Source organism: Streptomyces roseoviridis (assembly GCF_039535235.1).
GTDB classification, from domain to species: Bacteria; Actinomycetota; Actinomycetes; order Streptomycetales; family Streptomycetaceae; genus Streptomyces; species Streptomyces roseoviridis.
In genome coordinates, this window is record NZ_BAAAWU010000001.1 from 7,306,142 (window position 1) to 7,328,463 (window position 22,322).

Below are 22,322 nucleotides of genomic sequence, written 5' to 3' on the forward strand. Positions count from 1 at the left end.
TTTCCGAAGGCGAACCTGGTGCACAGAAGCGTTCCCGGATTCCGATCGATGGCGTGATTCCAGCCGTCGCGGTGAAACGTGACGGTCCACACGGTGGACCCCCACCTTCACGGTGGTTGTAATTGTCGGGCCCATTCGGACGGCTGTCCGAAAGGGCCTCACGGGGGCTTGCGAGGAGGTCGTCGATCAGGAAGGGCACGCCGCTCCGCGCGGCGATCTCGGCATGCCCCGGGCGTGCCGGCACGGCGGGCCGCCCTTGACCGGATCCACTTCCTTACTCCTTCAACTCTCCCATCTTCAACGAATGGTATCCGGGCCGCACGACTTCCGCCGCGACCCGGCGGAAGCCGACACAGACGAAGAGGGAAAACGATGACGGACAACAGTCGTACGATCCGGCCACCCCGGAACGACGACAGGTTCGAGAAGTTTCCGCTGACGGAGATCCAGTACGCCTACTGGGTCGGCCGGGGCTCCAATTTCGTACTCGGCAACGTCGCGCCGCACGCCTACTTCGAACTCGAAGGACGCCGTCTCGACCCCGAGGTGCTGTCCCGCGGCTGGCGCACCCTCATCGAGCGCCACGACATGCTGCGCGCCGTCGTGGACGAGGACGGACAGCAGCACGTCCTCGCCTCGGTACCGAAGTTCGAGGTGCGATGTACCGACCTCCGGCAGACCCCGCCGGAGGAAGCCGAACGCGTGCTGACGGACATCCGCGAGGAGATGTCCCACCACGTCTACACCGCGGCCGACTGGCCCCTGTTCGACATCCGCCTCTCCCGGCTGCCCGCACACGACCGGCTGCACGTCAGCCTCGACCTCCTCATGGTCGACCTCGCCAGCCTCACCCTGCTGTTCAGCGAGTGGAGCGCCCTGTGCCGGGACGCGGAGCTCGAACTCCCCCCGGTCGACGTGACCTTCCGCGACTACGCGCTCGCCCTGGAGCAGGGCTCCCAGGCCCCCCGGCACCAGAAGGCCCTCGACTACTGGACCTCGCGCGCCACCACCCTCGCTCCGCCGCCCGACCTCCCCCTCGCCAAGGCCCCCGTCGCCGTCCACAAACCCCGCTTCACCCACCGCGAGTACCACCTGCCCGAGCCGGACTGGAAGCGGCTCCAGGAACGCTGCGAGGCCCGCGGCCTCACGCCGACCGCCGTCCTCGCCGCCGTCTTCTCCGAAGTCCTCGCCGTCTGGAGCGGCACCCGCCGCTTCACCCTCAACCTCACCCTCTTCAACCGGCTGCCGCTGCTCCTCGACCGCGACGACGCCGGCAAACGCGTCGTCCACCCCCACCTGCGCCGCATGGTCGGCGACTTCACCTCCATCTGCCTCCTGGAGATGGACGCCTCCACCGGCCACACACTCGGCGAACGCGCCGGGGCCACCCAGACCCAGCTCCAGAAGGACCTGCGCCACCGCCAGGTCAGCGCCCTGCAGACGCTGCGCGAACGACGCCGGCTCGGCCTGCAGAGCGGCTTCGAGACCATGCCCGTCGTCTTCACCAGCGGCCTCGGCACCGCCGCCGACGTCAGCGACGCCATGAGCTACTTCGGCGACATCTCCTACCGCGTCAGCCAGACCCCGCAGGTCTGGCTCGACCACCAGGTCGTCGACTTCACCGGCTCCCTCGACCTCACCTGGGACTGCGTGGAGGAGCTCTTCCCCGAAGGGCTCCTGGACGACATGTTCGCCACCTACTGCGCCACCGTCGCCAGGCTCGCCCACGACGACGGTCCCTGGGACCAGGAGCTGACCGTCACCCTCCCCGCGCACCAGCTGACCGCCCGCGAGGACGCCAACGCCACCCGCGGCCCGCGCCCCGACGGCCTGCTCCACGAGCCGTTCCTCGACCGGGCCGCCGCCCACCCCGAGCGGCCCGCCGTGCTGACCGCCGACCGCGAGGTCACCTACGGCGAACTCGCCGCCCGCGCCGACGCCGTACGGCGCCGCGTGCGAAGCGCCACGGGCACCGCGGAGCTCCGCGACCGGCTCGTCGGCATCACCCTCGACAAGGGCCCGGAACAGGTGGCCGCGGCCTACGGCGTGATGATGGCCGGCGCCGCCTACCTGCCGGTCGGCGCCGCCCTGCCCGCCCAGCGCCGCTCCCGGATCCTCGCCGACGGCGAGGCCGCCGCCCTCGTCACCGACCGCGCCCTCGACGCCGCCCTGGAGTGGCCCGAGCAGGTGCCGCGCCTCCTCGTCGACGGCCCCGGGGGCACCGGCGAGTCCGACGACACCGACGCCGCCGCGTCCACCGTCCGCCTGTCCGCCGGGCCCGCCCGGCCGGGAGACCTCGCGTACGTCCTCTACACCTCCGGCTCCACCGGCACCCCCAAGGGCGTCATGATCGAGCACGGCGCCGTCCTCAACACCGTCGCCGACATCGGCGAACGCTTCCGCGTCGGCCCCGACGACCGCGTCTTCGGCCTCGCCGACCTCGGCTTCGACCTGTCCGTGTACGACCTCTTCGGCACCCTCGCCGTGGGCGCCGCGCTCGTCCTGCCGGACCCCGACATGCGCTCCGAACCGGCCCACTGGGCCAAGCTCATGGCCCAGCACGGCGTCACCGTCTGGAACTCCGTACCGGCCCAGATGCAGATGCTCGTCGAACACCTCGAAGCCGGCGGCGAGGTCCCCGAACGGCTCCGGCTCGTCATGCTCAGCGGCGACTGGATCCCGGTCGACCTGCCCCGCCGCATCCACGACCTGTGGCCGGACGCCGAGATCATCAGCCTCGGCGGCGCCACCGAGGCGTCCATCTGGTCCATCCACCACCCCGTCGACGAGGTCCCGCAGGGCGCCACGAGCGTGCCGTACGGCGTACCGCTGCGCAACCAGACCTTCCACGTCCTCGACGAGCGCATGGAACCCTGCCCCGTGTGGACCGCCGGCCAGCTCCACATCGGCGGCGCCGGACTCGCCCGCGGCTACTGGGCCGACCCCGAGCGCACCGCCGCCGCCTTCGTCACCCACCCGCGCACCGGCGAACGCCTCTACCGCACCGGCGACTTCGGCCGCTACCGCACCGACGGAACCATCGAGTTCCTCGGCCGCCGCGACGGCCAGGTCAAGATCAACGGCCACCGGGTCGAGCTCGGCGAGATCGAGGCCACCCTCTCCCAGCACCCCGGCGTCGACGCCTCCGTCGTCGTCAAGTCCGCCGACGGCTCAGGCGCCGCCCGCCTCCACGGCTACGTCGTCCCCTCACCCCGCGACGAGACGCTGTTCGTGACCGAACACGCCGAGCCCACGACCAGCCGGGAGCTCTGGCAGACCCTCGGCAGCACCGCCGGCGGCCCCGGCGCCGGCCCCGCCCCCGAGCGGCTGCGCGCCGCCTGGGACGTGCTCGACGAGGTGTACACCCTCGCCACGGCCGCGGCCTTCCGCTCCTTCGGCCTCCCGCACGAACCGGGCGCCGTCTTCGACCCGGCGGCGCTGCGCGGCGCCGGCGTCGCCGCCCGCTACGAGCGCTGGCTGGCCCGCGCCGTCGCCCGCCTGGAGACCACCGGACACCTCGCGAAGGGGCCGGGAGGGACGACCGTCGTCGCCCGCGCGCTGCCGGCCGCCCTGCCCGCGGAACTGAAGAGCCGCGCCCGCGAGACCCTCGGGGACGTCCTCGGCATCGACGAGGACGTCACCGCCTGGATGCTCACCCTCGCCGACGGACTCGCCGACGTCCTCACCCAGAGCGTCCACTCGGCCGAGCTCTACGCCTCCGACCGCACCCCCGGCGTCTACGACCGCCTCTTCGGCCCCACCTACGAGGCCGCCGCCGGAGCCGTCCGCGCGCTCGCCGCCCGCTGGCCCGCCGACCGCACCCTCAAGGCCATGGAAGTCGGCGCGGGTTACGGCTCGCTCACCCGGCACCTGCTGCCGCTGCTGCCCGAGGACCGCACCGAATACCTCTTCACCGACATCTCGCGCTACTTCACCGACCGCGCCGGGACCGTCTTCGCCGACCACCCCGCCCTCCGTTACGACCTGTTCGACCTCGACCTGCCGCCCGCCGTCCAGGGCTTCGGCGACCAGGCCGCGGACCTCCTCGTCGCCGCCAGCGTGCTGCACGACATGCGACGGATCCGCCCCACCCTGCGCAACCTGCGCTCCATGACCGCCCCCGGCGGCATCCTGCTCATGGTCGAGCAGACCACCTTCCACCCCTGGTTCGACCTCGTCATGGGCCTCCAGCAGGGCTTCGACAACTTCGAGGACACCGAACTGCGCACCCGCCACTGCCTGCTCGACCGCGACCAGTGGGCCGCCGAGCTCGCCGCCGCCGGCTTCGCGCGCAGCCAGGTCCTCACCACCAGCGGCGGCCCCGCCTCCGTCGGCTTCGACGTCATCGTGGCCCAGGCCCCCGACACCCGCCGCCGCTTCGCCCCCGACGCCCTGCGGGACTTCGCGGCCGCACGCCTCCCCAAGCACATGGTGCCCGCCCAGATCCTCGCCCTGGAGGAGCTGCCGCTGAACGCCACCGGCAAGGTCGACCGCGCCGCCCTCGCCAAGGCCGGGGCACGCGGAGCGACCCGCGGCAGGCCGGCCAAGCCGCCGCGCACCGACCGGCAGCGCAAGCTCGCCGAGATCTGGCGCGAGGTCCTCGGCCTCAGCCGGGTGGACCTCGACGACGACTTCCTCGACGCGGGCGGCGACTCGCTGCTCGCCGCGCGGCTCGTCGCCCACCTGCAGACCGCGTTCGACGTCACCGTGCCGGTCGGCACGGTCCTCCAGTACACGACGGTGGAGGCGCTCGACGGCTACCTCGAGCAGCTCCTCGGACCGTCCGAGCTCATGCCCGGGGAGAAGCGATGAACCAGACCCAGCACACCGACGCCGACACCGGCCGGACGGCACCGTCCGCCGGCACGTCCGCCGGCACACCGGAAAGCCGCCCGTCCGCCGACGCGATCACAGCGTGGGTCCTCGGCTTCCTCGCCGAGATCCTCGACGTCCCGCCGCAGGACCTCGACCCCGGCACACCCCTCGACGAGCTCGGCGTCGACTCGGCCACGACGCTCGTCCTGTGCGCCGGCCTCACCGAGGAGTTCGCCCTGCCCGTACGCCCCCGGGACGTGTTCGACCACTTCACGGCGGACGCCCTCGGCCGGCACCTGACGGCACCGCTGCCCGCGGGAGTGTGAGAGTCCCGTGAACACCCCGACGCCGCCCCGCTGGACCCTCGGCGGGGCGCCGCGGCCGGCCGCCCCCCTGCTCTACTGCTTTCCTCACGGGGGCGGCTCCGCCGCCGAGTACCTGCGCTGGGCCCGCGACCTCAGGTCGGGCGAGCCGCAGGCGGTCCAGCTGCCCGGACGCGGCTCGCGGACCCGCGAGCCGGTGGTCACGTCGATGGACGCCCTCGTCGACGCGCTCCTCGACGGCGTCCGCCCCGCCCGGCAGCCCTTCGTGTTCTTCGGACACAGCTTCGGCTCGCTCGTCGCGTACGAGTTCACCCGCGCGCTGCGCGCGGCCGGCCGTCCGCAGCCCGCGTACCTGGTCGTCTCCGGCTACCCGGCCCCGCACCTGCCCCGCGCCGCCTCGCAGCTGCACCGCCTGGGCGACCGCGAGCTCCTCGAAGCGGTCTCCGAACTGCACGGCGGCATCCCGCCCGAGGTCCTGGCCGACGACGACATCGTGGTCCTGGCGGCCCGCGCCCTGCGCGCGGACTACCGGATCCTCGAGACCTACGCGCACCGGCCGGGGCCACCCCTGTCGGTCCCCCTCACGGTCCTCGGCGGCACGGAGGACCGGGTCAGCGCCGAACAGCTCGACGCCTGGCGGGAGCTGACGGACGCGGAGGTGACGGTACGCCGCTTCCCCGGCGGCCACTTCTACCTGCGGGACCGGCCGGCCCCCGTCCTGCGGGCCCTCTCCGGGGCCCTCGTCTCGGCGGCCGCGCAGGCGCCGACGGGCCGGGGACCGGAGGAAGGGCCGGGCGAAGGACCGGGGGAGAGGACGAGCGGGGGGAGGGGCCAGGCGCCGGCCGAAAGGGCGGACGCCGGGGCCGGCGGGGGGCACGCGCCGTGCTGACCTTCGCCGCCGCCTCCCTGGTCCTCATCATGATCCCCGGCCCCGACCAGGCACTGATCACCCGCAGCGCCCTGGCGGGCGGGCGCCGGGCCGGACTGCTCACCATGGTGGGCGGCGTCCTCGGCCTGGTCGTCCACGTGGGAGCGGCCGTCCTCGGCATCTCGGCGGTGCTGCTCGCCTCGGCGACCGCGTTCACCGTCCTCAAGGTCGTGGGCGCGGTGTACCTGGTGTGGATGGGCATCGCGACCCTGCGCGGCGCCCGCCGCACCCTGCGGGAGAAGCCCGAGGAGTCCGGGGCGGGCGACCAGGGCGCGCCCGGCGGCCGATACGTGCGGTACGGCTTCCTCTCCAACGCCCTCAACCCGAAGGTCGCCTTGTTCTTCGTGACCTTCCTGCCGCAGTTCCTGCCCCCCGACGGTCACGTCTTCCCCCGGGCCATGGTCCTGTCCCTGGTGTTCGCGGCGCTCTACCTGCTCTGGTTCAGTCTCTACGTGATCACCGTCGACCGCCTCGGCCGCGTCCTGCGCCGCCCCCGCGTCCGCGCCCGCATCGAACAGGTCACCGGACTCCTGCTGATCGGCTTCGCGGTCCGGCTCGCGTTGCAGTCGCCCTGACGCCACCGGCGAGGCGCACAAGGGGGCGGAGGTCCGGCGGACGGCCGGGTCTCCGCCCCCTGGCGTCGGCCGTGTGCGGTGCACGAGGGCGTGGTGGGATCGCGGAGCTTCGTCAACCAGGGTTGACGCACAGGTGGTCGTCAACATAGGTTGACGACATGACCGATGCGACCGATCTCGCCGCACGGGCGGGCGACCGCGACCCCCGGGTCGGACTCCGGGCCGTCTCGGCCCTGCGGCGACTGCTGGAACAACTCGAAGCCGTCCAGGTGTGCAGCGCGCGCAACCAGGGATGGTCGTGGCAGGAGATCGCGACCGAACTGGGAGTCAGCCGCCAGGCCGTCCACAAGAAGTACGGGAGGCAGTGATGTTCGAACGGTTCACCAAAGCCGCACGCTCCGTGGTGAAAGGAGCGGCCGCGCACGCGGAGCGCGGCGGCGCGGCGGTCGTCACCGGCGAGCACCTGCTCCTGGCCCTGCTCGACCAGGACGACACCCGGGCCGCGGCGGCCCTGCGCACGCTCTGCCCGCCCGGCCGCCGCCCCTCGCTGGCCGCCGCCCTGGCCGACGCCCGCCGCCGGGCGGGACTCTCCCGGGCCGACGCGGAGGCCCTGGCGGACCTCGGCATCGACGTCGGCGCGATCGTGGCCCGGGTCGAGGAGACCCACGGCACCGGCGCGCTCGCCGCCGACCGCAAGGACGCCGGGCGGAGGCCCGGCCGCCGGTCCTTCTCGCGGGAGGCCAAGACCGTCCTGGAGAAGTCCCTCCGGGTGATGTTGGCCCGCAAGGACCGCGAGATCGGCGACGAGCACATCCTCCTGGCGCTCACCACGACGGGCGGAGTCGTCGCCGAGGCCCTGGCCGACCACGGCGTGACGTACGCCGCCGTCGACGCCGCGCTCTCCGCCCCCGCCTCCGCACCCTGACCCGCGAAGGGGCCGGCCCTCGCCGCCCGAACAGGCGAGCCGCCCGAACAGGCGACGGGCCTCACCGTGGTGGGGTGCGCCGGTCGGCGGCCGCCTTCCTCGCCGAGCTCGCCACCGTCGCCCCCGTCTGTGAGCGTCCCGGCCGGCTCGCCCGGCTGCGTGCGCTCACCCGTCTCCGCTCGACGGGCGAAACGTCCCTGTCTCGCCTAGTTTGTGGACGTCGAAGCTCTCCTCGAAAGGAGTTCCCCATGGCTAAGAAGGCCAAGGGCAAGATGGAGCAGGTCAAGGGCAAGGCGAAGGAAGCCGCCGGCAAGATGACCGGCAACGAGCGCATGCAGGCCGAAGGAAAGACCGAGCAGATCAAGGGCAAGGCGCGGGAAGCGACCGGCAAGACGCAGGAGCAGGCCCGCGGGGTCAAGGACTCGCTGGGCCGCCGTCACGAGTCCTGACCGAGCCGTCCGCGCGGCGGCCCCCGGCGCTCGGCGCCGGGGGCCGCCGCCCGTGTCCGCCGCCCGTGTCCGCTGCGCGACACGCCCACGTCCCCGAACCCTGCCCGGCCCGCGAGGCGCGTCGGCCACACTCGTCCGCGACCAGTGTCCGGAAGAGTGAAGATCGGGAGTGTGGCATGACGACTTCGAAGCGCATCGCGACCACCGGCCTTGCGGCCGTCTGCCTCGCCCTGGCGACGACGGGCGCCGCGCACGCCGGCAGCGCGTCCGTGGCCGAGGGCGGCCCGTACGCGACGCACGGCGACACCTGGACGGTGCACGGCGGCCCGTACGCGACGCACGGCGGGGACTCAACCGCCCAGGGCGGTCCGTACACCTCGCATGGCGGGGACTCCACCGTGCAGGGCGGTCCGTACACCTCGCGCGGCGGGGACTCGACCGTGCAGGGCGGCCCGTACACGACGCACGGCGGGGACTCCACCGTGCAGGGCGGCCCGTACACCTCGCACGGCGGCACCCACGTCGTCCAGGGCCCTTACCTGGGCGACTGAGCCGCCGGCTCACGACGACCGGGCCCGGAGGGGCCCCGGCCGTGGTCAGTGCCCGTTCGCCCAGCCCGGCGTCCACGTGCCGGCGGCGCCGACACCGGACGGCGCCGTGGCGGCGAGGTGGGCGCGGAGGGCGGCCAGTGCCGGGTGCGGGTTGTCGCGGTGCCAGAGCAGTGAGTGCGGATAGACGGGCGTCGGGTCGGTCACGGGGATGCGCCGCAGACCGTGGCCGGCCGGCCAGACCAGGCGGGTGTGCTCGCCCATGAAGGTGGCCAGGGCCGGCGTGTCCGCGACGGTGTCGAGCAGCGCGTCGGATCCGAAGTTGGGGCCGGTCGCCTCGATGGTGAGCCCGAACTCCGCCACCAGGTCGTCGTAGTAGGCGGCCCACTCCGTACCGGGAACGATGCCGGGCATCCAGATCCGGTGCCCGGCGAGCCGGGCGAGGGGCACCGACCGGGCACCCGCAAGCGCGTGCGCGGGGCCGGTGAGGAGCTGGAGCGGTTCGTCGAGCACCCGGACGGACTCGATGTCATCGGGGAGCGGCCGGCCGGGCGCGGCCACCGCGCGGAACGAGGCGTCGATCTCACCGGATCGCAGGGCGGCGACCGCGGTCTCGATGTCGAACAGCCACACCACGTCCAGATCGGTCTCCGGGTGCGCAGGGTGGAAGCCCCGCATCAGGCCCGACGCCGCCCCGCGCGAGGCGATCACGTCGACGCGCAGCGGACGGCGGCCGGGACGCACGGAGGCGACCGCGCGCTCGGCGAGGCGCAGCAGCTCGCGCGCGTGGGGGAGGAAGGCCTGCCCGTCGATGGTCAGCTCGGAGCCGCGCGCGGTACGGGTGAACAGCCGCACGCCGAGGTGGCGCTCCAGCGCGGCGATGCGCTTGGAGACGGCCTGCTGGGTGACCGCCAGTTCGGCGGCGGCCTCATGGAAACGGCCCCCGTCGGCGACGGCGACGAAGGTGCGGACGGCGTCGAGATCCATGGCGAGACCCTAGCGCCACAACTAGCGGCACAACTGAGGGTTGTGGCATGGGGACCTCATGGTTGTTTGATCTCCGGGCGTCGCGCTCGCTTTGATGCTTCCCGTCGCGGATCGGTTGTGCGGGAGGGGTGTGGGCATGGGCGGCGGGCACAGCCTGGGGCGGCGGTTCGGGTGGCTCTGGGCGGCGTACGGCACCAGTGCGCTGGGCACCTGGCTCGCCTTCGGCGCGTTCCCGCTGATCGCCGTCCAGGTGCTGCACGCCGGTCCGGCCGAGGTCGCCGCGCTCTCGGCCGCCGGGGCTGCCGTGGGTGCCGCCGTCGCCGTGCCGCTCGGTCCGTGGACCGAGTTCCGCCGCAAGCGGCCGGTGATGATCGCGACGGACCTGGCGCGGTGCGCGGCCCTGCTGAGCGTCCCGGCCGCGTTCGCGCTCGGCGTGCTCGGCTTCCTCCAGCTCCTGCTGGTGTCCATCGTGGTCGCCGCGGCGGACATCACCTTCCGTGCCGCCTCCGGCGCGTACCTGAAGACGCTGCTCCCGCCCGAGGACCTGCTCGTCGCCCACGCGCGGTTCGAGGCGACGTCCTGGGCCATGACGATCGTCGGCCCCCCGGCGGGGGGCGCGGCGATCGGGCTCCTCGGTCCGGTGGCGACGGTCCTTGCCGACGCCGTCAGCTGTCTCCTCTCCGCACTCGGGATCCGGGCGATGGGCCGACGCCGGCACCGCCCCGAGTGGCCTGAGACCCCTCAGCGCCCCGAGTGTCCCGAGCGCCCCGAGTGCGCCGAGTGCCCCGAGCGCTCGGTGTGTGCCGAGTGCCCTGTCCGCCACGAGGCGGAGCGCCGGGGGGCCGGGCGCCGGGGGACGGTCTGCCGAAAGGCCGCTCGCCGCGGACGGCCGCGCATGCGCGCCGGGGACCTGACCGAGGGCTGGCGCCACCTCCTCGCCGACACGACCCTGCGTCCGCTGTTCCTCAACACCACCGTCTTCAACGCCCTGGTGATGGCGACCCAGCCGCTCCTGGCCGTCCTGATGCTGGGCCGCCTCGGGTTCGCACCGTGGGAGTACGGCCTCGCCTTCGCCGTACCGGCGATCGGCGGACTGCTCGGCGCGCGGCTGGCACGGCCGCTCGTCACCCGGTTCGGGCAGCACCGGGTCCTCGTCGTGGCCGGGGCACTGCGCGCGGTCTGGCCCCTCGGCCTGGTCTTCCTCGGCCCCGGCACCGGCGGGCTGCTCCTGGTGATCGGAGTCGAGTGGGGGCTCGTCTTCTGCTGCGGGGTGTTCAACCCCGTCCACGCCACGTTCCGCCTCCGGCACACTCCACCCGACCGGGTCGCCCGCACCCTGACGGCCTGGGCGGTGACGGCCAAGGCCGCGACCGCGCTGCTGACCGCCACCTGGGGTCTGCTGGGCGGCCTGCTCGGCCCGCACACCGCCATCGGCCTCGCCGGCGTCCTGCTCCTGGCGACCCCGCTGCTGCTTCCCCGCCGCGCGCCGGTGCCCCCTGCCGCCGTCGGCCTCCCGGCGCGGGCGGCGAGCTGACGACTACGCGCCGGCGGCCGAACGCCGGGGCCGTACGTGCGGGGCGAGCGCCCGGACCAGAGCCAGGGTGCTGAGCGTGAACAGCACCACGCCCAGCGGGACATGGAGCGAGGCCACATGGGCCACGCCCAGCGCGACCTGGGCCGAGGCGAGGGCGAGGAAGCCGACGGCGTACAGCACGGGCCGGACGGATCCGCCGCCCGGACGCCACGCCAGGACCGTGGCCAGCAGATACAGCAGGGCGGCGGAGTACATGACCCACGAGCCGATGTCGTGGAGGAGGTAACCGCGGGACGAGGTCAGCAGCGCTCCGGCGGTGGACGCCTGGAAGAAGAGGCAGAGGGTCTGCAGCGCGAGGGTGACCTTCAGGAACGAGGCGGTGCGCGGGCTGCTCGTCGTCGTCCGGCTCATGGTGTGCTCTCCTTCGTCGTCTTCATCGCCTTCGGCGTCCGCCCCGAGTCGTCTCGGAGCGGCTCGGTCACAGGACACCGGGACGCGGCCGCTTGTGACGGCATGTGACGCGGATCACCCAGAGGGGGCGGGTGCGCCCCGCGACGCGAGAGGACGGGACAGCCCGGTCAGGTCGCGCAGGGCCCGTCGAGCGGGATGCCCAGCCGGTCGGCCACGGCGGTGAGGGCCGAACCGAGAGGGAGGGCGACCCGGGTGAGGGCGTGACGGTCGCCCCGGGTCGCGTCGCGGTTGACGATGAGGACCGGTGTGCCGGCCTGGGCCGCCTGGCGGACGAACCGCAGCCCCGACATCACGGTCAGCGAGGATCCGAGGACCAGCAGCGAGGCCGCTGCGTCGATCAGCTCGCGGCACCGCTCCACCCGCGGCGGCGGAACGGCCTCGCCGAAGAAGACCACGTCCGGCTTGAGGACGCCGCCGCAGACCAGGCAGGGCACCACGTGGAAGTCCCCGACCTGTTCGTCGGTGAGGTCGGCGTCGCCGTCCGGGTTGAGCGCGGCGGACACCGGCCGGAAGCCCGGATTCGCCTCCTCCAGCCGCTGGGCGAGCTCGCGACGCGCGGAGAAGGCACCGCAGGACAGACACACGACCCGGCCCAGGCTGCCGTGCAGCTCCACGACGTTCGCGCTGCCCGCGGCCTGGTGCAGACCGTCGACGTTCTGCGTGATCACACCCGTGAGCAGACCGTGGCGCTCGAACGCCGCCACGGCCCGGTGCCCGGCGTTGGGCCGGGCGCGGCCGAAGGTCCGCCAGCCGAGGTGGCTGCGGGCCCAGTACCGGCGCCGGGCCTGCGGGCTTCCGGTGAAGTCCTGGTACGTCATCGGGGTGTGCCGGCTGAGACTGCCGCCGTCGCCCCGGTAATCGGGGATGCCCGACTCCGTCGAGATCCCCGCCCCGCTGAGGACCAGCACACCGCCGCCGCCGAGCGCGTCGGCGACCGGCCCGAGGTCCGTGGTGCCCGGCGGCAGGTCCTCGGGAGGCGTCCAGTGCAGAGTGGGGCGCATGCGCATGCCGCCAGGGTACGGAACCCGGCCCGCGGGCCGCCTGTGGTCGTCATGCGTGGCCGCTCCGTGGCCGCTCCGTCGTGCCGGGGCGGCGCCGGGGGCGCGCCCGTTTGCCGGTTCGGCAAGACGCCTGGCGGGGCGGGCCGGGCGCGGCGGACAGTGGGGCGGTGAACGACAGACACGCTTCAGACGGGCCCGGGGCCGGCACCTCCGTACCGACGGACGGACACGCGGCGGGATACGCGGGTGATCCCGCGGTGCGGGCCGAGTGGGACAGCCGTTACGCCGACCGCCCGCAGCTGTGGAGCGGCCGTCCCAACGGCGCGCTCGTGGCGGAGGTGACCGGAGCCGCCGGGGCGGCCGGCCTCACGCCCGGACGGGTGCTCGACGTCGGCTGCGGCGAGGGCGCGGACGCCATCTGGCTCGCCCGCGGCGGCTGGGACGTCACCGCCCTCGACGTCTCCGGCGTGGCGCTGGAACGGGCGGCCGGGCACGCCCGCGACGCCGGCGTCACCGTCCGCTGGATCCACGCCGCGCTGACCGACGCGCCGCTCCCGCCCGCCTCCTTCGACCTGGTGTCCGCCCAGTACCCGGCCCTGCTGCGCACCCCCGACGCCGCGGCCGAGCGAGCACTCCTCGACGCCGTCGCACCCGGCGGTGTCCTGCTCCTCGTGCACCACGCGGGCATGGACACCCACCAGCGCCACGACAGCGGCTTCGACCCGGCCGACTACGTCTGGCCCGCCACGGTCACCGCGCTCCTGGACGACGACTGGGAAGTGGAGGCCGACGAACAGCGGCCCCGCGTGGCACCGGGCGGCGGAGCCGGCGCCCACCACACCGACGACCTCGTGCTGCGCCTCCGCCGCCTGCGCTGAGCCCGCCGCGCCGGCCCCCCGCGCCGGCCCGCCCGTCCGGCCTGTTCGTCCGGCCTGCTCCGGTCCGCCCGTACGGTCCGCTCGTCCGGTCGCTCGTCCCGTCCGGCACCCGAAGGGGTGACCTCCGCGCCCGCCCCGGCCGGCCCTCCGGGTGCGTGCCGAGCGGCCGGATGGCAGAAAGGAGGGGAGAGCGCCGGCGGAGGCCGCCGTGGGAGGAAGGCGGTCGCACGGCGGTGGTGCAAGAGCGGTGGTGCAAGAGCGGTGGTGCAAGAGCGGTGGTCGAAGAGCGGTCCGTCTGCCCGAGCCCCTGGAGGAAAGATGTCCCACGCGGTCAGTGACGGGTCCGGGCCCGACGGTGTCGCCCGCCGGCCGGGCGGCCCGGACGCCGCCCACCGCTGCCCCCCGGGCGTCAGCGACGCCACCGTCGAGGCGCTCGGCTCCCTGTCCAAGGCCCTGGAGACCGTCGAGCGGGCACGCGGCGCCCTCTACGGCTTCCACCAGCTGACGGGCACGGCGGACTTCGAGCTGGACCGCGCCGTACGCCTCCTGAGGGAGGCCGGGCACGACGACTGGGCGGACCGCGTGCAGACGGAGATCGTGGGGCGCAACGTCATCCCCGGCCACTGGACGTTCCAGATCGTCGAGTCCTACGACCGGACCTACTACGAGCCGTTCAAGTCCCTCTCGCGCCAGGCGACCGACCACCTCGCCGACGGGAAGGACCACCTGTACGAGGCCCGGCTCAAGGAGGAGCGGCGCACTCACGGGCATCCCGACCACCTCTCCCGCCCCGGCGACATCCGGTGAGCGGACAAAACACCGTGGGGGCTCGGCGCTCATGCAGACGTTTCTCCCGTACATGACCTTCTCCGAGTCGGCGGCCGTCCTGGACCCCAGGCGGCTCGGCAAGCAGCGCGTCGAGGCGCTTCAGGTGTTCCGGGGCCTGACGGTGCCGACGTACGGGTGGCGCCGGCACCCCGCGGTGCGGATGTGGGCCGGCTACGAGGAGGCCCTGGTGCGCTACGGGCTGGACGTCTGCGCCGTGTGGACCGCCGAGGGCCGCGCCGACACCTGTTCCGTCACCTTGCTGCACGACTACCGCGCCTGGCGGCCCTCGGGCGAGGTCCGCCTCCAGAGCGGCCTCGCTGCGGCGGGCGAGCTGCCTCCCTGGCTCGGCGACCCCGCCTTCCACCGCAGCCACCGGTCCGCGCTGGTGCGCAAGGACCCGGACTACTACCGGCCCGTCTTCCCCGACGTGCCCGACGACCTCCCCTACGTGTGGCCGGCGTCCGACCGGGGCGGTGCCCCGAGCAGCGGCCCGAGCAGCGGTCCGGGCGACGGCCCGGGCAACGGCCCGGCGGGATGAGGACCCGACCTTCGTAGACTGGGACAAAGCTGTCGGTGACGGGCGGGACCCGGCCACGGGCACTGGCCGCGGCCACAGGCACGGGTGCGGGCACAGGAACAGGCAGGCACGGGCCACGGGCCACGGGCCGACCGTCAGGAACCGGCGACGGGCACGGAGCGGCGGCGAAGGGGAGCGGAGTGGACATGGGACGGCGTCCCCAGGAGCCGGCCGGGGAACCGGAGGGCCTCTTCGGCATGGCCGACCTCGTGGCCGCCGCCATGCCCGCCGAGCCGGGCGAAGCGCGGCCGTTCCGGGACGGACCGGAGGCGCGCAGGCTGCTGCGGGTCACGGAGATCCACGCGGAACCGGGCGCCGCCGCGTCGTGGCGGGGCCGCCAGATCCTCGCCCGCTTCCCCGACGCCCGGCTCGTCGAGACGGACTCCCACTGGCGCATCCCGCACCTGCACGGCAACGAGGGGAACGTCGAACGCTGGGTCAGGATCAAGAGCGAGACCCTGGTCCTGGGCGAACGCACCTCCCTCACCGTCCGTCCCAACGGCCGCTCCGCCGACTGGATCGCCCCCGGTCTCTCCAACGGATGCGCCATGGCCTGCGCGTACTGCTACGTCCCGCGCCGCAAGGGGTTCGCCAACCCCATCACCGTCTTCACCAACGTCGACCGCGTCCTCGGCGCCCTCGGCCGGCACATCGCCGCCGCGGGTCCCAAGAAGGACCCCAACCAGTGCGACGAGCACGCCTGGGTCTACGACATCGGCGAGAACGGCGACTGCTCGGTGGACGACCTGATCAGCGACAACACCGCCGATCTCGTACGGGCCTTCCGCCGCTGGCCCACGGCCAAGGCGTCCTTCGCGACGAAACTGGTCAACCCCGATCTGCTGCGGCTCGATCCGCAGGGCCGCACCCGGATCCGTTTCTCCCTCATGCCGCCGGACGACTCCCGTCTCCTCGACATCCGCACCAGCCCCGTGCCCGCCCGCGTCGCGGCCGCCGCCGACTTCCTGGACGCCGGATACGAGGTGCACTTCAACCTCTCACCGGTGGTGATCCGCCCGGGGTGGCGCGAGGGCTGGGACGAGCTGCTGCACCTGTTGGACGACGTCCTCCCGCGCCGGGTGAAGGAGCAGGCGGCGGCGGAGATCATCATGCTCACCCACAACGAGGACCTGCACGGCGTCAACCTGGGCTGGCACCCCCGCGCCGAGGACGTCCTGTGGCAGCCGGACCTCCAGCAGCCCAAACGGTCGGAGAACGGCGCCCTGAACGTGCGCTACCGCAACACCGTCAAGCGCGAGGCCGTGGACGCGCTGTCCCGCATGATCGAGGCCCGTACGCCCTGGCTGCGGGTGCGCTACGCCTTCTGACCCTCCTGGCCGCCCGCGGCTCCCCGTGGCCCGGCGTCATTCGCCGGCCCGGGCAGGGGCCTGGGCCTCGGGCAGGGCGGCCTCGGCCGGGCCCAGCTCGGGCGCCGGGCCGCTTCCGGGGGCGTCCCACGGCGCGGGAGCCCCCGCTTCCGTCCATGCGGCGAGCGCGGCACCGTCGACGCAGAGGATGCCGCAGGCGGCGGCGTATTCGAGGGCCGGCTCGGTGAAGGATCCGGTCGTCACCAGAACGGCCACATCCGCCTCGTGCACCGTGAAGCACGTGCCGCCGAAGCGCTGGAGGTCCGGCGAACCGACGCGGTGGTCACCCGTGTACTGCTTGCACTGGAGCACGACCCGGCGACCGTCGGCGGTGGTCGCCACCACGTCGGCACCGAGATCGCCCGCGCCGCCCACCACCTCCACCACCGTGCAGCCGTCCCGGGCGCACAGCGCCGCGACGCTGTGCTCGAACCCCTCGGGGTCGACGGCCGTGTGGTCCAGCGCCTCCCCGTCGACGGACGGCGCCTCGGCGGCCGGAGCCGGATTGCGCCTCCGGCGCACGGCACCGGCGCGCGGGCGCAACCGGCGACGGGTGGGCGCGATGCTCCAGCGGGCCATCAGGACTCCCAGTCCGAGGACGACGAGAAGCAGGACGGGCATCACCGGCGCCCGGGCCCCGGTCGCTTGGGCGGTCTTGAGCAGCAGCGCCACCCCGCCGACGACCGCCCCGGCGAGTCCGACCACGAGCACCAGATCCCGACCGACCCGCACCCGGCCCTCCCGCCCGGCTCCTCCGCCCTCGCCGCCGACGGCTGTCATCCGCACCCCTCCCTCGTGTCCGACCTCCCGCCTAGCCGCGAACACGGTCCTGAAACTCGGGCCGTTCGGCCGGACCCGGCTCTGCGCCCGGGGCCTGCGGCCCGGACGCGCACACCCAACTGCCCGCGAGGCACGCCCAGTCGGCCGCGGAGCACCACCTCGCTGCTCCCACGCGGAGGCGGTCGGCCCGAGTCCCGGGGACCCGCGAGGAGGGGCGGGCGGCCACCTGATCTGCGCGGAGCTCCCCACCTCGTCGGTCCGGTGTGCATGCGCCGGCACGGGGCATGCGACCGTCGAGCCCGGCCACCGCGACAACCCCCGAGTCGCGGTGGCCGGGCTCGACGGGCAGAGGGGGCCGGCTCCTCGCCAGAATCCGGGAGGCTCCGTGCGGACGACTCGGCAGGTCCAGACGACGCAGACGCAGAAGACACGGTCGGCGCAGAAGACGCGGTCGACGCGGGAGACGTTGCCGGCGCGGGAGACGCGGTCGGTGCGGACGACCGACGGGATGCGGCTCCCGGCTCCCCACGTCGTCCAGGCCCCGGACGGGCACCTGCCCGACGCGCAGCTGGGCGGCTCGGTCACGGTGCGCGTCTCGCCGGAAGGCGGCGTCACGACCGGGCAGACGTACACCCTGCTCTGGGCCGGCGGGCGGGGCCGGCCGGTCGGCTACACGGACGCCGTATCGGTCGGACGCCCCGCGGAGCACGTGGAGTTCGAGGTCCCGCCCGCGTTCGTGAGCCCCCACCTGGACCAGGTCGTCCCGGTCACGTACACCGTCGAGGACGGCGAGGGCGAGCGCTCCGGGGACACCCTGCTGCTGCGGATCGGCGAGGCGGAGGAGTAGCTCCGCCCGGTCCGGTGAGGGCGGCCGTACGGGTTGAATTCCCGGCGGCCGGGCCGCCGGGCCCTCGCGGGTGCGCGGCGCGGGGTACCTCTCCGGCGTCGGGGCATCCGGGAGGCAGCGAAGGATGCCGGAAGCCTGTCCGTGGTCGATGACGAGAAGGAGGTGGCCCGTGATGACCGATGCCGAGATTCCCGGCCTGTCGGGTGTGGAGAGCGGCGCGGAACGCGCCGCTGAGGAGGCCGTCGCGGCGGTGGTGCGGTGGTACGAGGAACGGCTGGCCGCGGAGCGCGACAGCTCCGCCCCGGACCCGGCGCGGATCGCCGAGTGGAAGGCGGGCCACGAGGCCGCGCTGTCCGACCGCGCCCAGCTGGCGACCGCCGACCCCGAGGAAGCGGCCGGGATCACGGTCGCGTACACCGCGCTGCTGAAGGAGCTGAAGGAACGCACGTGAGCTGAAGGAAGGGCATCGGCTCGACGGACCCGAATCGGCCGAAGGGAACTGAATCGGTCCGACGGACCTGAATCGGTCTGACGGACCTGAATCAGTCTGACGGACCCGAATCGGTCTGACGGACCCGAATTAGCCTGAAGGTACCGAAGAGACCTGGAGCTACCGAAGTGAGCTGAGACGCCGGGGAGCGGAGGGACGGCCGGTTCGGCGCGCCACCGGTGCCGACCGGGCCCTCCCTCCCGCTCCCGCAGCGCCGCCGATCCGATTCAGCCAGTGGCGGACCCCGCCGAATGCCGAATTTCGGCGATTACCGTACGGGAGCCGGTCGCGAGCGAACGCGGTCGCTCATCTTTGGCCGGCCCGCGGCCGTTCACCGTGTGGCGGGGGAAACGGCGGAGGGGCGCACGTGTCGCGTGGGGAGGAAAGCCCTTCCCGTTGCGTGAGCATCGAGCGTCACGGGCCGGGCACACCGGCCCCCTCCGGCCCCTCCGTCGACTTCGGAGACCGGGCCGCACCGTGGAGTCAAGAGCGCCTGGAACAGCGCCTTCCGCTTTTCGTCCCTCCCTGCCGCGTGCCCTCACGGGCGTGCGGCCCGATCCGTACGGTGTCGTGCGCGCCGGGACGCAACGGCCGGAGGGATTCCGATCGCAATCACTTCCAGTGATTTTCTGACGTGCTTTCAGTCGGGGCGGCCTTCCGGTGGCGGTCACGGCGAGGCGCACCGTCCCGGGCGCGGTGCGAGGAGAGGCGCGACGAGCGGCCGAAAGGACACCTTGTGGGAGCGTGCTCACGGAGCCGAGGATTCCTCTCGATCGCGATTGACAGGTGCATGGCGTTACCTCGCCGTGTGCCCCAGCACTTCACAGCCAAGGCCGCCCACCCAGCGGCCTCCCCCACCCCCACTGGAGAATGCAGTGAAGCAAGCGTTCCGCACCGGCAAGCCCTTCCGCGCCGGCCGCCTCGGCGCCGTCGTCGGTGCCCTCGTCGCCGCCTCGGTGCTCGCCGCCCCCACCTCCTCGGCGCAGCCGGCCGACACCTTCCGTGCCACCGCCTCCGAGCTCTCCGCCGCCAGCGAGGCCGTCCTCGCCGCCGACGTCCCCGGCTCCGCCTGGTACACCGACCCGGCCACCGGCAAGGTCGTCGTCACCGTCGACTCGACCGTCTCCGAGGCCGAGGTCGCGACCCTGCGGCGCTCCGCGGGCGCCCACGCCAAGAGCCTGAAGATCGAGCGGACCCAGGGCCGGATCAACAAGCTCATCGCCGGCGGCCAGGCCATCTACACCGGCGGCGGCCGCTGCTCGCTCGGGTTCAACGTCCGCAGCGGCAGCACGTACTACGCCCTCACCGCCGGGCACTGCACGAACATCGCCAGCACCTGGTACACCAACTCCGCCAACACCACGGTGCTCGGCACCCGTACCGGGTCCAGCTTCCCCACGAACGACTACGGCATCATCCGCCACTCCAACGCCTCCGCCGCCGACGGGCGCGTCTACCTCTACAACGGCAGCTACCGCGACATCACCGGTGCCGGCAACGCCTACGTCGGACAGTCCGTCCAGCGCAGCGGCAGCACCACGGGCCTGCGCAGCGGCACGGTGACCGGCCTGAACGCCACCGTCAACTACGGCAACGGCGACGTGGTCTACGGCCTCATCCAGACCAACGTCTGCGCCGAGCCGGGCGACAGCGGCGGCGCCCTCTTCTCCGGCACGACGGCGCTCGGACTCACCTCCGGCGGCAGCGGCAACTGCTCCAGCGGGGGCACCACGTTCTTCCAGCCCGTCACCGAGGCCCTGAGCGCGTACGGCGTCAGCGTGTTCTGATCCCGGCCTCGACGGCGAGGGGCGGCGCCGGTCACGGCGCCGCCCCTCCACCGTCTTCGGCGGTACACGTTGCTTCGGCGGCTTCCCGGGCAGACGGAGACGAGCAGCACGGTCGGCCGAAGGAGAGACGATGCCGCAGGATCCCGCACTGAGAGCTGTCGGATGGGCCCGTTCGCTGCCCGTCAGCAGGGGCGTGAAGACGGCCAGGGACTGGACGCGCGAACACCTCACGAGGCTCGGCTGGGACCGGACCGCACCGGATCTGCTGGACTCCGTCGTGCTCACCGTGTCCGAGCTGGTCACCAACGCCCACATCCACGCCCGCAGCGACGCCCAGCTCATCCTCACCTGGGACGAGGAATGCCTGCACGTGACCGTGCACGACGACTCGCCCGAGGTGCCCGCACCCCGCGAAGCCGATGAAGGGGCCACCGGGGGGCGCGGGCTGCTGCTCATCGACGCCCTCGCCGACGCATGGCAGACCCACCGCTGCCCCCGCGGCAAGGACGTCACGGTCTGCTTTCCGCCGCCCCCGTCCGCCGCGCCGGAAGAACCGTAGTCACGCCCCGCCGGAGGAACCGTAGTCACGCCCCGCCGAACGGCACGTAGCCGGCCGCGTCGGACGGACCGTCGCCCTTCCTCGCCGACGTCCACGCCCCGCCGATTCGGGGATCCGCCCACGGAGGACGGCTCTACGCGTGTGGGAGACGGCCCCGCTTGAGCGGAAAACACCATTCACCCGCGGCGCCGTTGGAGCAAAGCCCACAACCTGCCCGCCGATGGCGCAATTCACGCTCTGCCAGGAGAGAATTCCGGACGCACTGCCAGTAAAGACCAAGAGGAAAAAGATCCGTGCGACCAAGTCTCTTCGGCGCGTCCGCCTCCGTGGCCGCACTCGCTCTCCTGGGCTCCCTCGTCACCGCCTGCGGCTCGTCCGACGACGACGCGACCACGCTGCGTCTGGTGGCCGCCGAGTACGGCGACAGCCCGGCGACCAGCTCCAAGGCGTACTGGGACAAGGTGACCACCGCCTTCACCGCGGCCCATCCCGGTACCAAGGTCGAGGTGACGCTCTACCCGTGGGCCGATGTCGACCGCGAGGTCACCCGCATGGTCGGCGAGAACAACCCTCCGGACATGGCGCTGATGGGCGCGTACTCCGATTTCGCCGCACAGGGCCGCCTGTATTCCGCAGGGGAACTCCTGTCCATCAAGGCGGAGGCCAATTTCCTCCCCCCGCTGAGTGAAGCGGGATCGGTCGACAACACGCTCTACGGCCTGCCCTTCGTGGCCAGCAGCCGTCTCCTCTTCTACAACAAGGACCTGTTCGACAAGGCCGGAGCCCGGCCGCCGAAGACCTGGACGGACCTGAAGGAAGCGGCCGAGGAGCTGAAGCGGGAGGGCGTGCTCTATCCGTACGCCCTGCCGCTCGGCCCCGAGGAGGCGCACGCCGAAGCGCTCATCTGGCAACTGAGCAACGGCGGCGGATACACCGACGACAGCGGCCTCTACGACATCGCCTCCGAGCGGAACACGGAGACGTTCCGCTGGATCAAGGACAACCTGGTCGCACCGTCCCTGACCGGCCCGATACCGCCGGCCCAGCTGAATCGGCAGGACGCCTTCGACGCCTTCCTGCGCGGCCAGGTCGGCATGGTCAACGGTTACCCCTCGCTCCTCCACAAGGCCCGGGCGAAGGGCATGAAGGTGGGAACCCTCAGCATGCCGGTGTCCGACAGGCTGGAGGACGACGAGGCCCCGCTGTCGGCGGGGGTCGCCGACTGGATGATGGCCTTCAAGCGCGACGGCAACCGCGCACCGGTCGGCGCCTTCCTGGAATTCCTCTACGAGGACAAGAACCTCGGCGACTTCGCCGAGCGCTACCACCTCCTGCCCTCGACCGTCACCGCGACCCAGATCTCCCAGGACGCGGCGGCCGACCCCAGCGTCGAACAGTTCCTGACCGCCCTGCGCACCGCCCAGCTCTACCCGGTGAACGAACCGTCCTGGCTCCAGGTCAGCAACACCATCAAGCGGAACATCGGCAAGGCCGTCGCTCCCTCCGCCGACCCGAAAGCCGTCCTGGAGAACATCGCCCAGCAGGCCCGGAACGTGGCGGAACGGAAGTAGGGGAGCGGGGCAGGCGGCCCGGGAGAAGGCCCGCGGGGGCCGCCTGCCCCTCCCGGCGCGCCCGGCCCGACCACCCCGGGCC

22 protein-coding genes are annotated in these 22,322 nt (G+C 73.4%); 18 read left to right on the forward strand and 4 right to left on the reverse strand.

Annotated features, from left to right (window positions below):
* Window positions 1–372: 372 nt before the first annotated feature.
* The 8 genes from ABD954_RS32950 (at window position 373) to ABD954_RS32985 (ending at window position 8,566) form a co-directional block, all read left to right on the forward strand.
* A complete protein-coding gene (locus ABD954_RS32950; protein ID WP_345491674.1) occupies window positions 373–4,812 on the forward strand; it encodes a non-ribosomal peptide synthetase in 4,440 nt (1,479 codons plus the stop codon).
* On the forward strand, window positions 4,809–5,141 hold the full coding sequence (locus ABD954_RS32955) for an acyl carrier protein (RefSeq protein WP_345491676.1): 333 nt from the start codon (window positions 4,809–4,811) through the stop codon (window positions 5,139–5,141). Before ABD954_RS32950 ends, ABD954_RS32955 begins: the two co-directional genes overlap by 4 nt.
* Window positions 5,142–5,148: 7 nt before the next feature.
* On the forward strand, window positions 5,149–6,027 hold the full coding sequence (locus ABD954_RS32960) for a thioesterase II family protein (RefSeq protein ID WP_345491677.1): 879 nt from the start codon (window positions 5,149–5,151) through the stop codon (window positions 6,025–6,027).
* Complete coding sequence (locus tag ABD954_RS32965) at window positions 6,021–6,641, forward strand: LysE family translocator (RefSeq protein WP_345491679.1); 621 nt, start codon at window positions 6,021–6,023, stop codon at window positions 6,639–6,641. Before ABD954_RS32960 ends, ABD954_RS32965 begins: the two co-directional genes overlap by 7 nt.
* 158 nt (window positions 6,642–6,799) lie before the next feature.
* Window positions 6,800–7,009: a helix-turn-helix domain-containing protein gene (locus ABD954_RS32970; RefSeq protein WP_345491681.1), complete on the forward strand. Its 210-nt coding sequence runs from the start codon at window positions 6,800–6,802 to the stop codon at window positions 7,007–7,009.
* Window positions 7,009–7,566 carry a Clp protease N-terminal domain-containing protein gene (locus tag ABD954_RS32975; protein ID WP_345491683.1) on the forward strand — a complete coding sequence of 186 codons (558 nt, stop codon included), beginning with the start codon at window positions 7,009–7,011 and terminating at the stop codon, window positions 7,564–7,566. Before ABD954_RS32970 ends, ABD954_RS32975 begins: the two co-directional genes overlap by 1 nt.
* A 248-nt stretch (window positions 7,567–7,814) precedes the next feature.
* On the forward strand, window positions 7,815–8,015 hold the full coding sequence (locus ABD954_RS32980) for a CsbD family protein (RefSeq protein WP_345491685.1): 201 nt from the start codon (window positions 7,815–7,817) through the stop codon (window positions 8,013–8,015).
* Between the two features lie 176 nt (window positions 8,016–8,191).
* Window positions 8,192–8,566 carry a hypothetical protein gene (locus tag ABD954_RS32985; RefSeq protein WP_345491686.1) on the forward strand — a complete coding sequence of 125 codons (375 nt, stop codon included), beginning with the start codon at window positions 8,192–8,194 and terminating at the stop codon, window positions 8,564–8,566.
* A gap of 45 nt (window positions 8,567–8,611) precedes the next feature.
* Here ABD954_RS32985 and ABD954_RS32990 read toward each other — a convergent pair whose 3' ends face one another.
* Window positions 8,612–9,550 (reverse strand): LysR family transcriptional regulator, encoded by a 939-nt coding sequence (locus ABD954_RS32990; protein ID WP_345491687.1) that lies wholly within the window; start codon window positions 9,548–9,550, stop codon window positions 8,612–8,614.
* 136 nt (window positions 9,551–9,686) lie between these two features.
* Between ABD954_RS32990 and ABD954_RS32995 the strand changes: the two genes are divergently transcribed.
* Entirely contained in the window at window positions 9,687–11,084 is a 1,398-nt protein-coding gene (locus ABD954_RS32995; RefSeq protein WP_345491689.1) for an MFS transporter, read from the forward strand.
* Window positions 11,085–11,087: 3 nt separating this feature from the next.
* Here ABD954_RS32995 and ABD954_RS33000 read toward each other — a convergent pair whose 3' ends face one another.
* Complete coding sequence (locus ABD954_RS33000) at window positions 11,088–11,495, reverse strand: hypothetical protein (RefSeq protein WP_345491691.1); 408 nt, start codon at window positions 11,493–11,495, stop codon at window positions 11,088–11,090.
* Window positions 11,496–11,662: 167 nt separating this feature from the next.
* Window positions 11,663–12,562 (reverse strand): NAD-dependent protein deacetylase, encoded by a 900-nt coding sequence (locus ABD954_RS33005; protein WP_345491693.1) that lies wholly within the window; start codon window positions 12,560–12,562, stop codon window positions 11,663–11,665.
* Between the two features lie 251 nt (window positions 12,563–12,813).
* Here ABD954_RS33005 and ABD954_RS33010 point away from each other — a divergent pair, with 251 nt between their 5' ends.
* The 4 genes from ABD954_RS33010 to ABD954_RS33025 all read left to right on the forward strand — a co-directional run bounded on the left by ABD954_RS33010 (window position 12,814) and on the right by ABD954_RS33025 (window position 16,167).
* Entirely contained in the window at window positions 12,814–13,434 is a 621-nt protein-coding gene (locus ABD954_RS33010; RefSeq protein WP_345492631.1) for a class I SAM-dependent methyltransferase, read from the forward strand.
* 318 nt (window positions 13,435–13,752) lie between these two features.
* Window positions 13,753–14,241, forward strand: a complete 489-nt coding sequence (locus ABD954_RS33015; RefSeq protein WP_345491695.1) for a hypothetical protein — start codon at window positions 13,753–13,755, stop codon at window positions 14,239–14,241.
* 31 nt (window positions 14,242–14,272) lie between these two features.
* Window positions 14,273–14,800: an MSMEG_6728 family protein gene (locus ABD954_RS33020; protein WP_345491697.1), complete on the forward strand. Its 528-nt coding sequence runs from the start codon at window positions 14,273–14,275 to the stop codon at window positions 14,798–14,800.
* A gap of 185 nt (window positions 14,801–14,985) precedes the next feature.
* Window positions 14,986–16,167: a spore photoproduct lyase family protein gene (locus tag ABD954_RS33025; RefSeq protein ID WP_425584096.1), complete on the forward strand. Its 1,182-nt coding sequence runs from the start codon at window positions 14,986–14,988 to the stop codon at window positions 16,165–16,167.
* Between the two features lie 36 nt (window positions 16,168–16,203).
* On the opposite strand, the gene ABD954_RS33030 is transcribed toward ABD954_RS33025, so the two are convergent.
* Entirely contained in the window at window positions 16,204–16,986 is a 783-nt protein-coding gene (locus ABD954_RS33030; RefSeq protein ID WP_345491699.1) for a restriction endonuclease, read from the reverse strand.
* A 490-nt stretch (window positions 16,987–17,476) separates the two neighbouring features.
* On the opposite strand from ABD954_RS33030, the gene ABD954_RS33035 reads away from it, so the two are divergent.
* The 5 genes from ABD954_RS33035 (at window position 17,477) to ABD954_RS33055 (ending at window position 22,240) form a co-directional block, all read left to right on the forward strand.
* Window positions 17,477–17,833, forward strand: a complete 357-nt coding sequence (locus ABD954_RS33035) for a hypothetical protein (RefSeq protein WP_345491701.1) — start codon at window positions 17,477–17,479, stop codon at window positions 17,831–17,833.
* A 172-nt stretch (window positions 17,834–18,005) separates the two neighbouring features.
* Window positions 18,006–18,284 carry a hypothetical protein gene (locus ABD954_RS33040; RefSeq protein ID WP_345491703.1) on the forward strand — a complete coding sequence of 93 codons (279 nt, stop codon included), beginning with the start codon at window positions 18,006–18,008 and terminating at the stop codon, window positions 18,282–18,284.
* Between the two features lie 914 nt (window positions 18,285–19,198).
* Window positions 19,199–20,110, forward strand: coding sequence for a S1 family peptidase (locus ABD954_RS33045; protein WP_345491705.1), 912 nt, complete (start codon window positions 19,199–19,201; stop codon window positions 20,108–20,110).
* Between the two features lie 130 nt (window positions 20,111–20,240).
* On the forward strand, window positions 20,241–20,669 hold the full coding sequence (locus ABD954_RS33050; protein ID WP_345491707.1) for an ATP-binding protein: 429 nt from the start codon (window positions 20,241–20,243) through the stop codon (window positions 20,667–20,669).
* 293 nt (window positions 20,670–20,962) lie between these two features.
* Window positions 20,963–22,240 carry an extracellular solute-binding protein gene (locus tag ABD954_RS33055; protein ID WP_345491709.1) on the forward strand — a complete coding sequence of 426 codons (1,278 nt, stop codon included), beginning with the start codon at window positions 20,963–20,965 and terminating at the stop codon, window positions 22,238–22,240.
* Window positions 22,241–22,322: the final 82 nt, after the last annotated feature.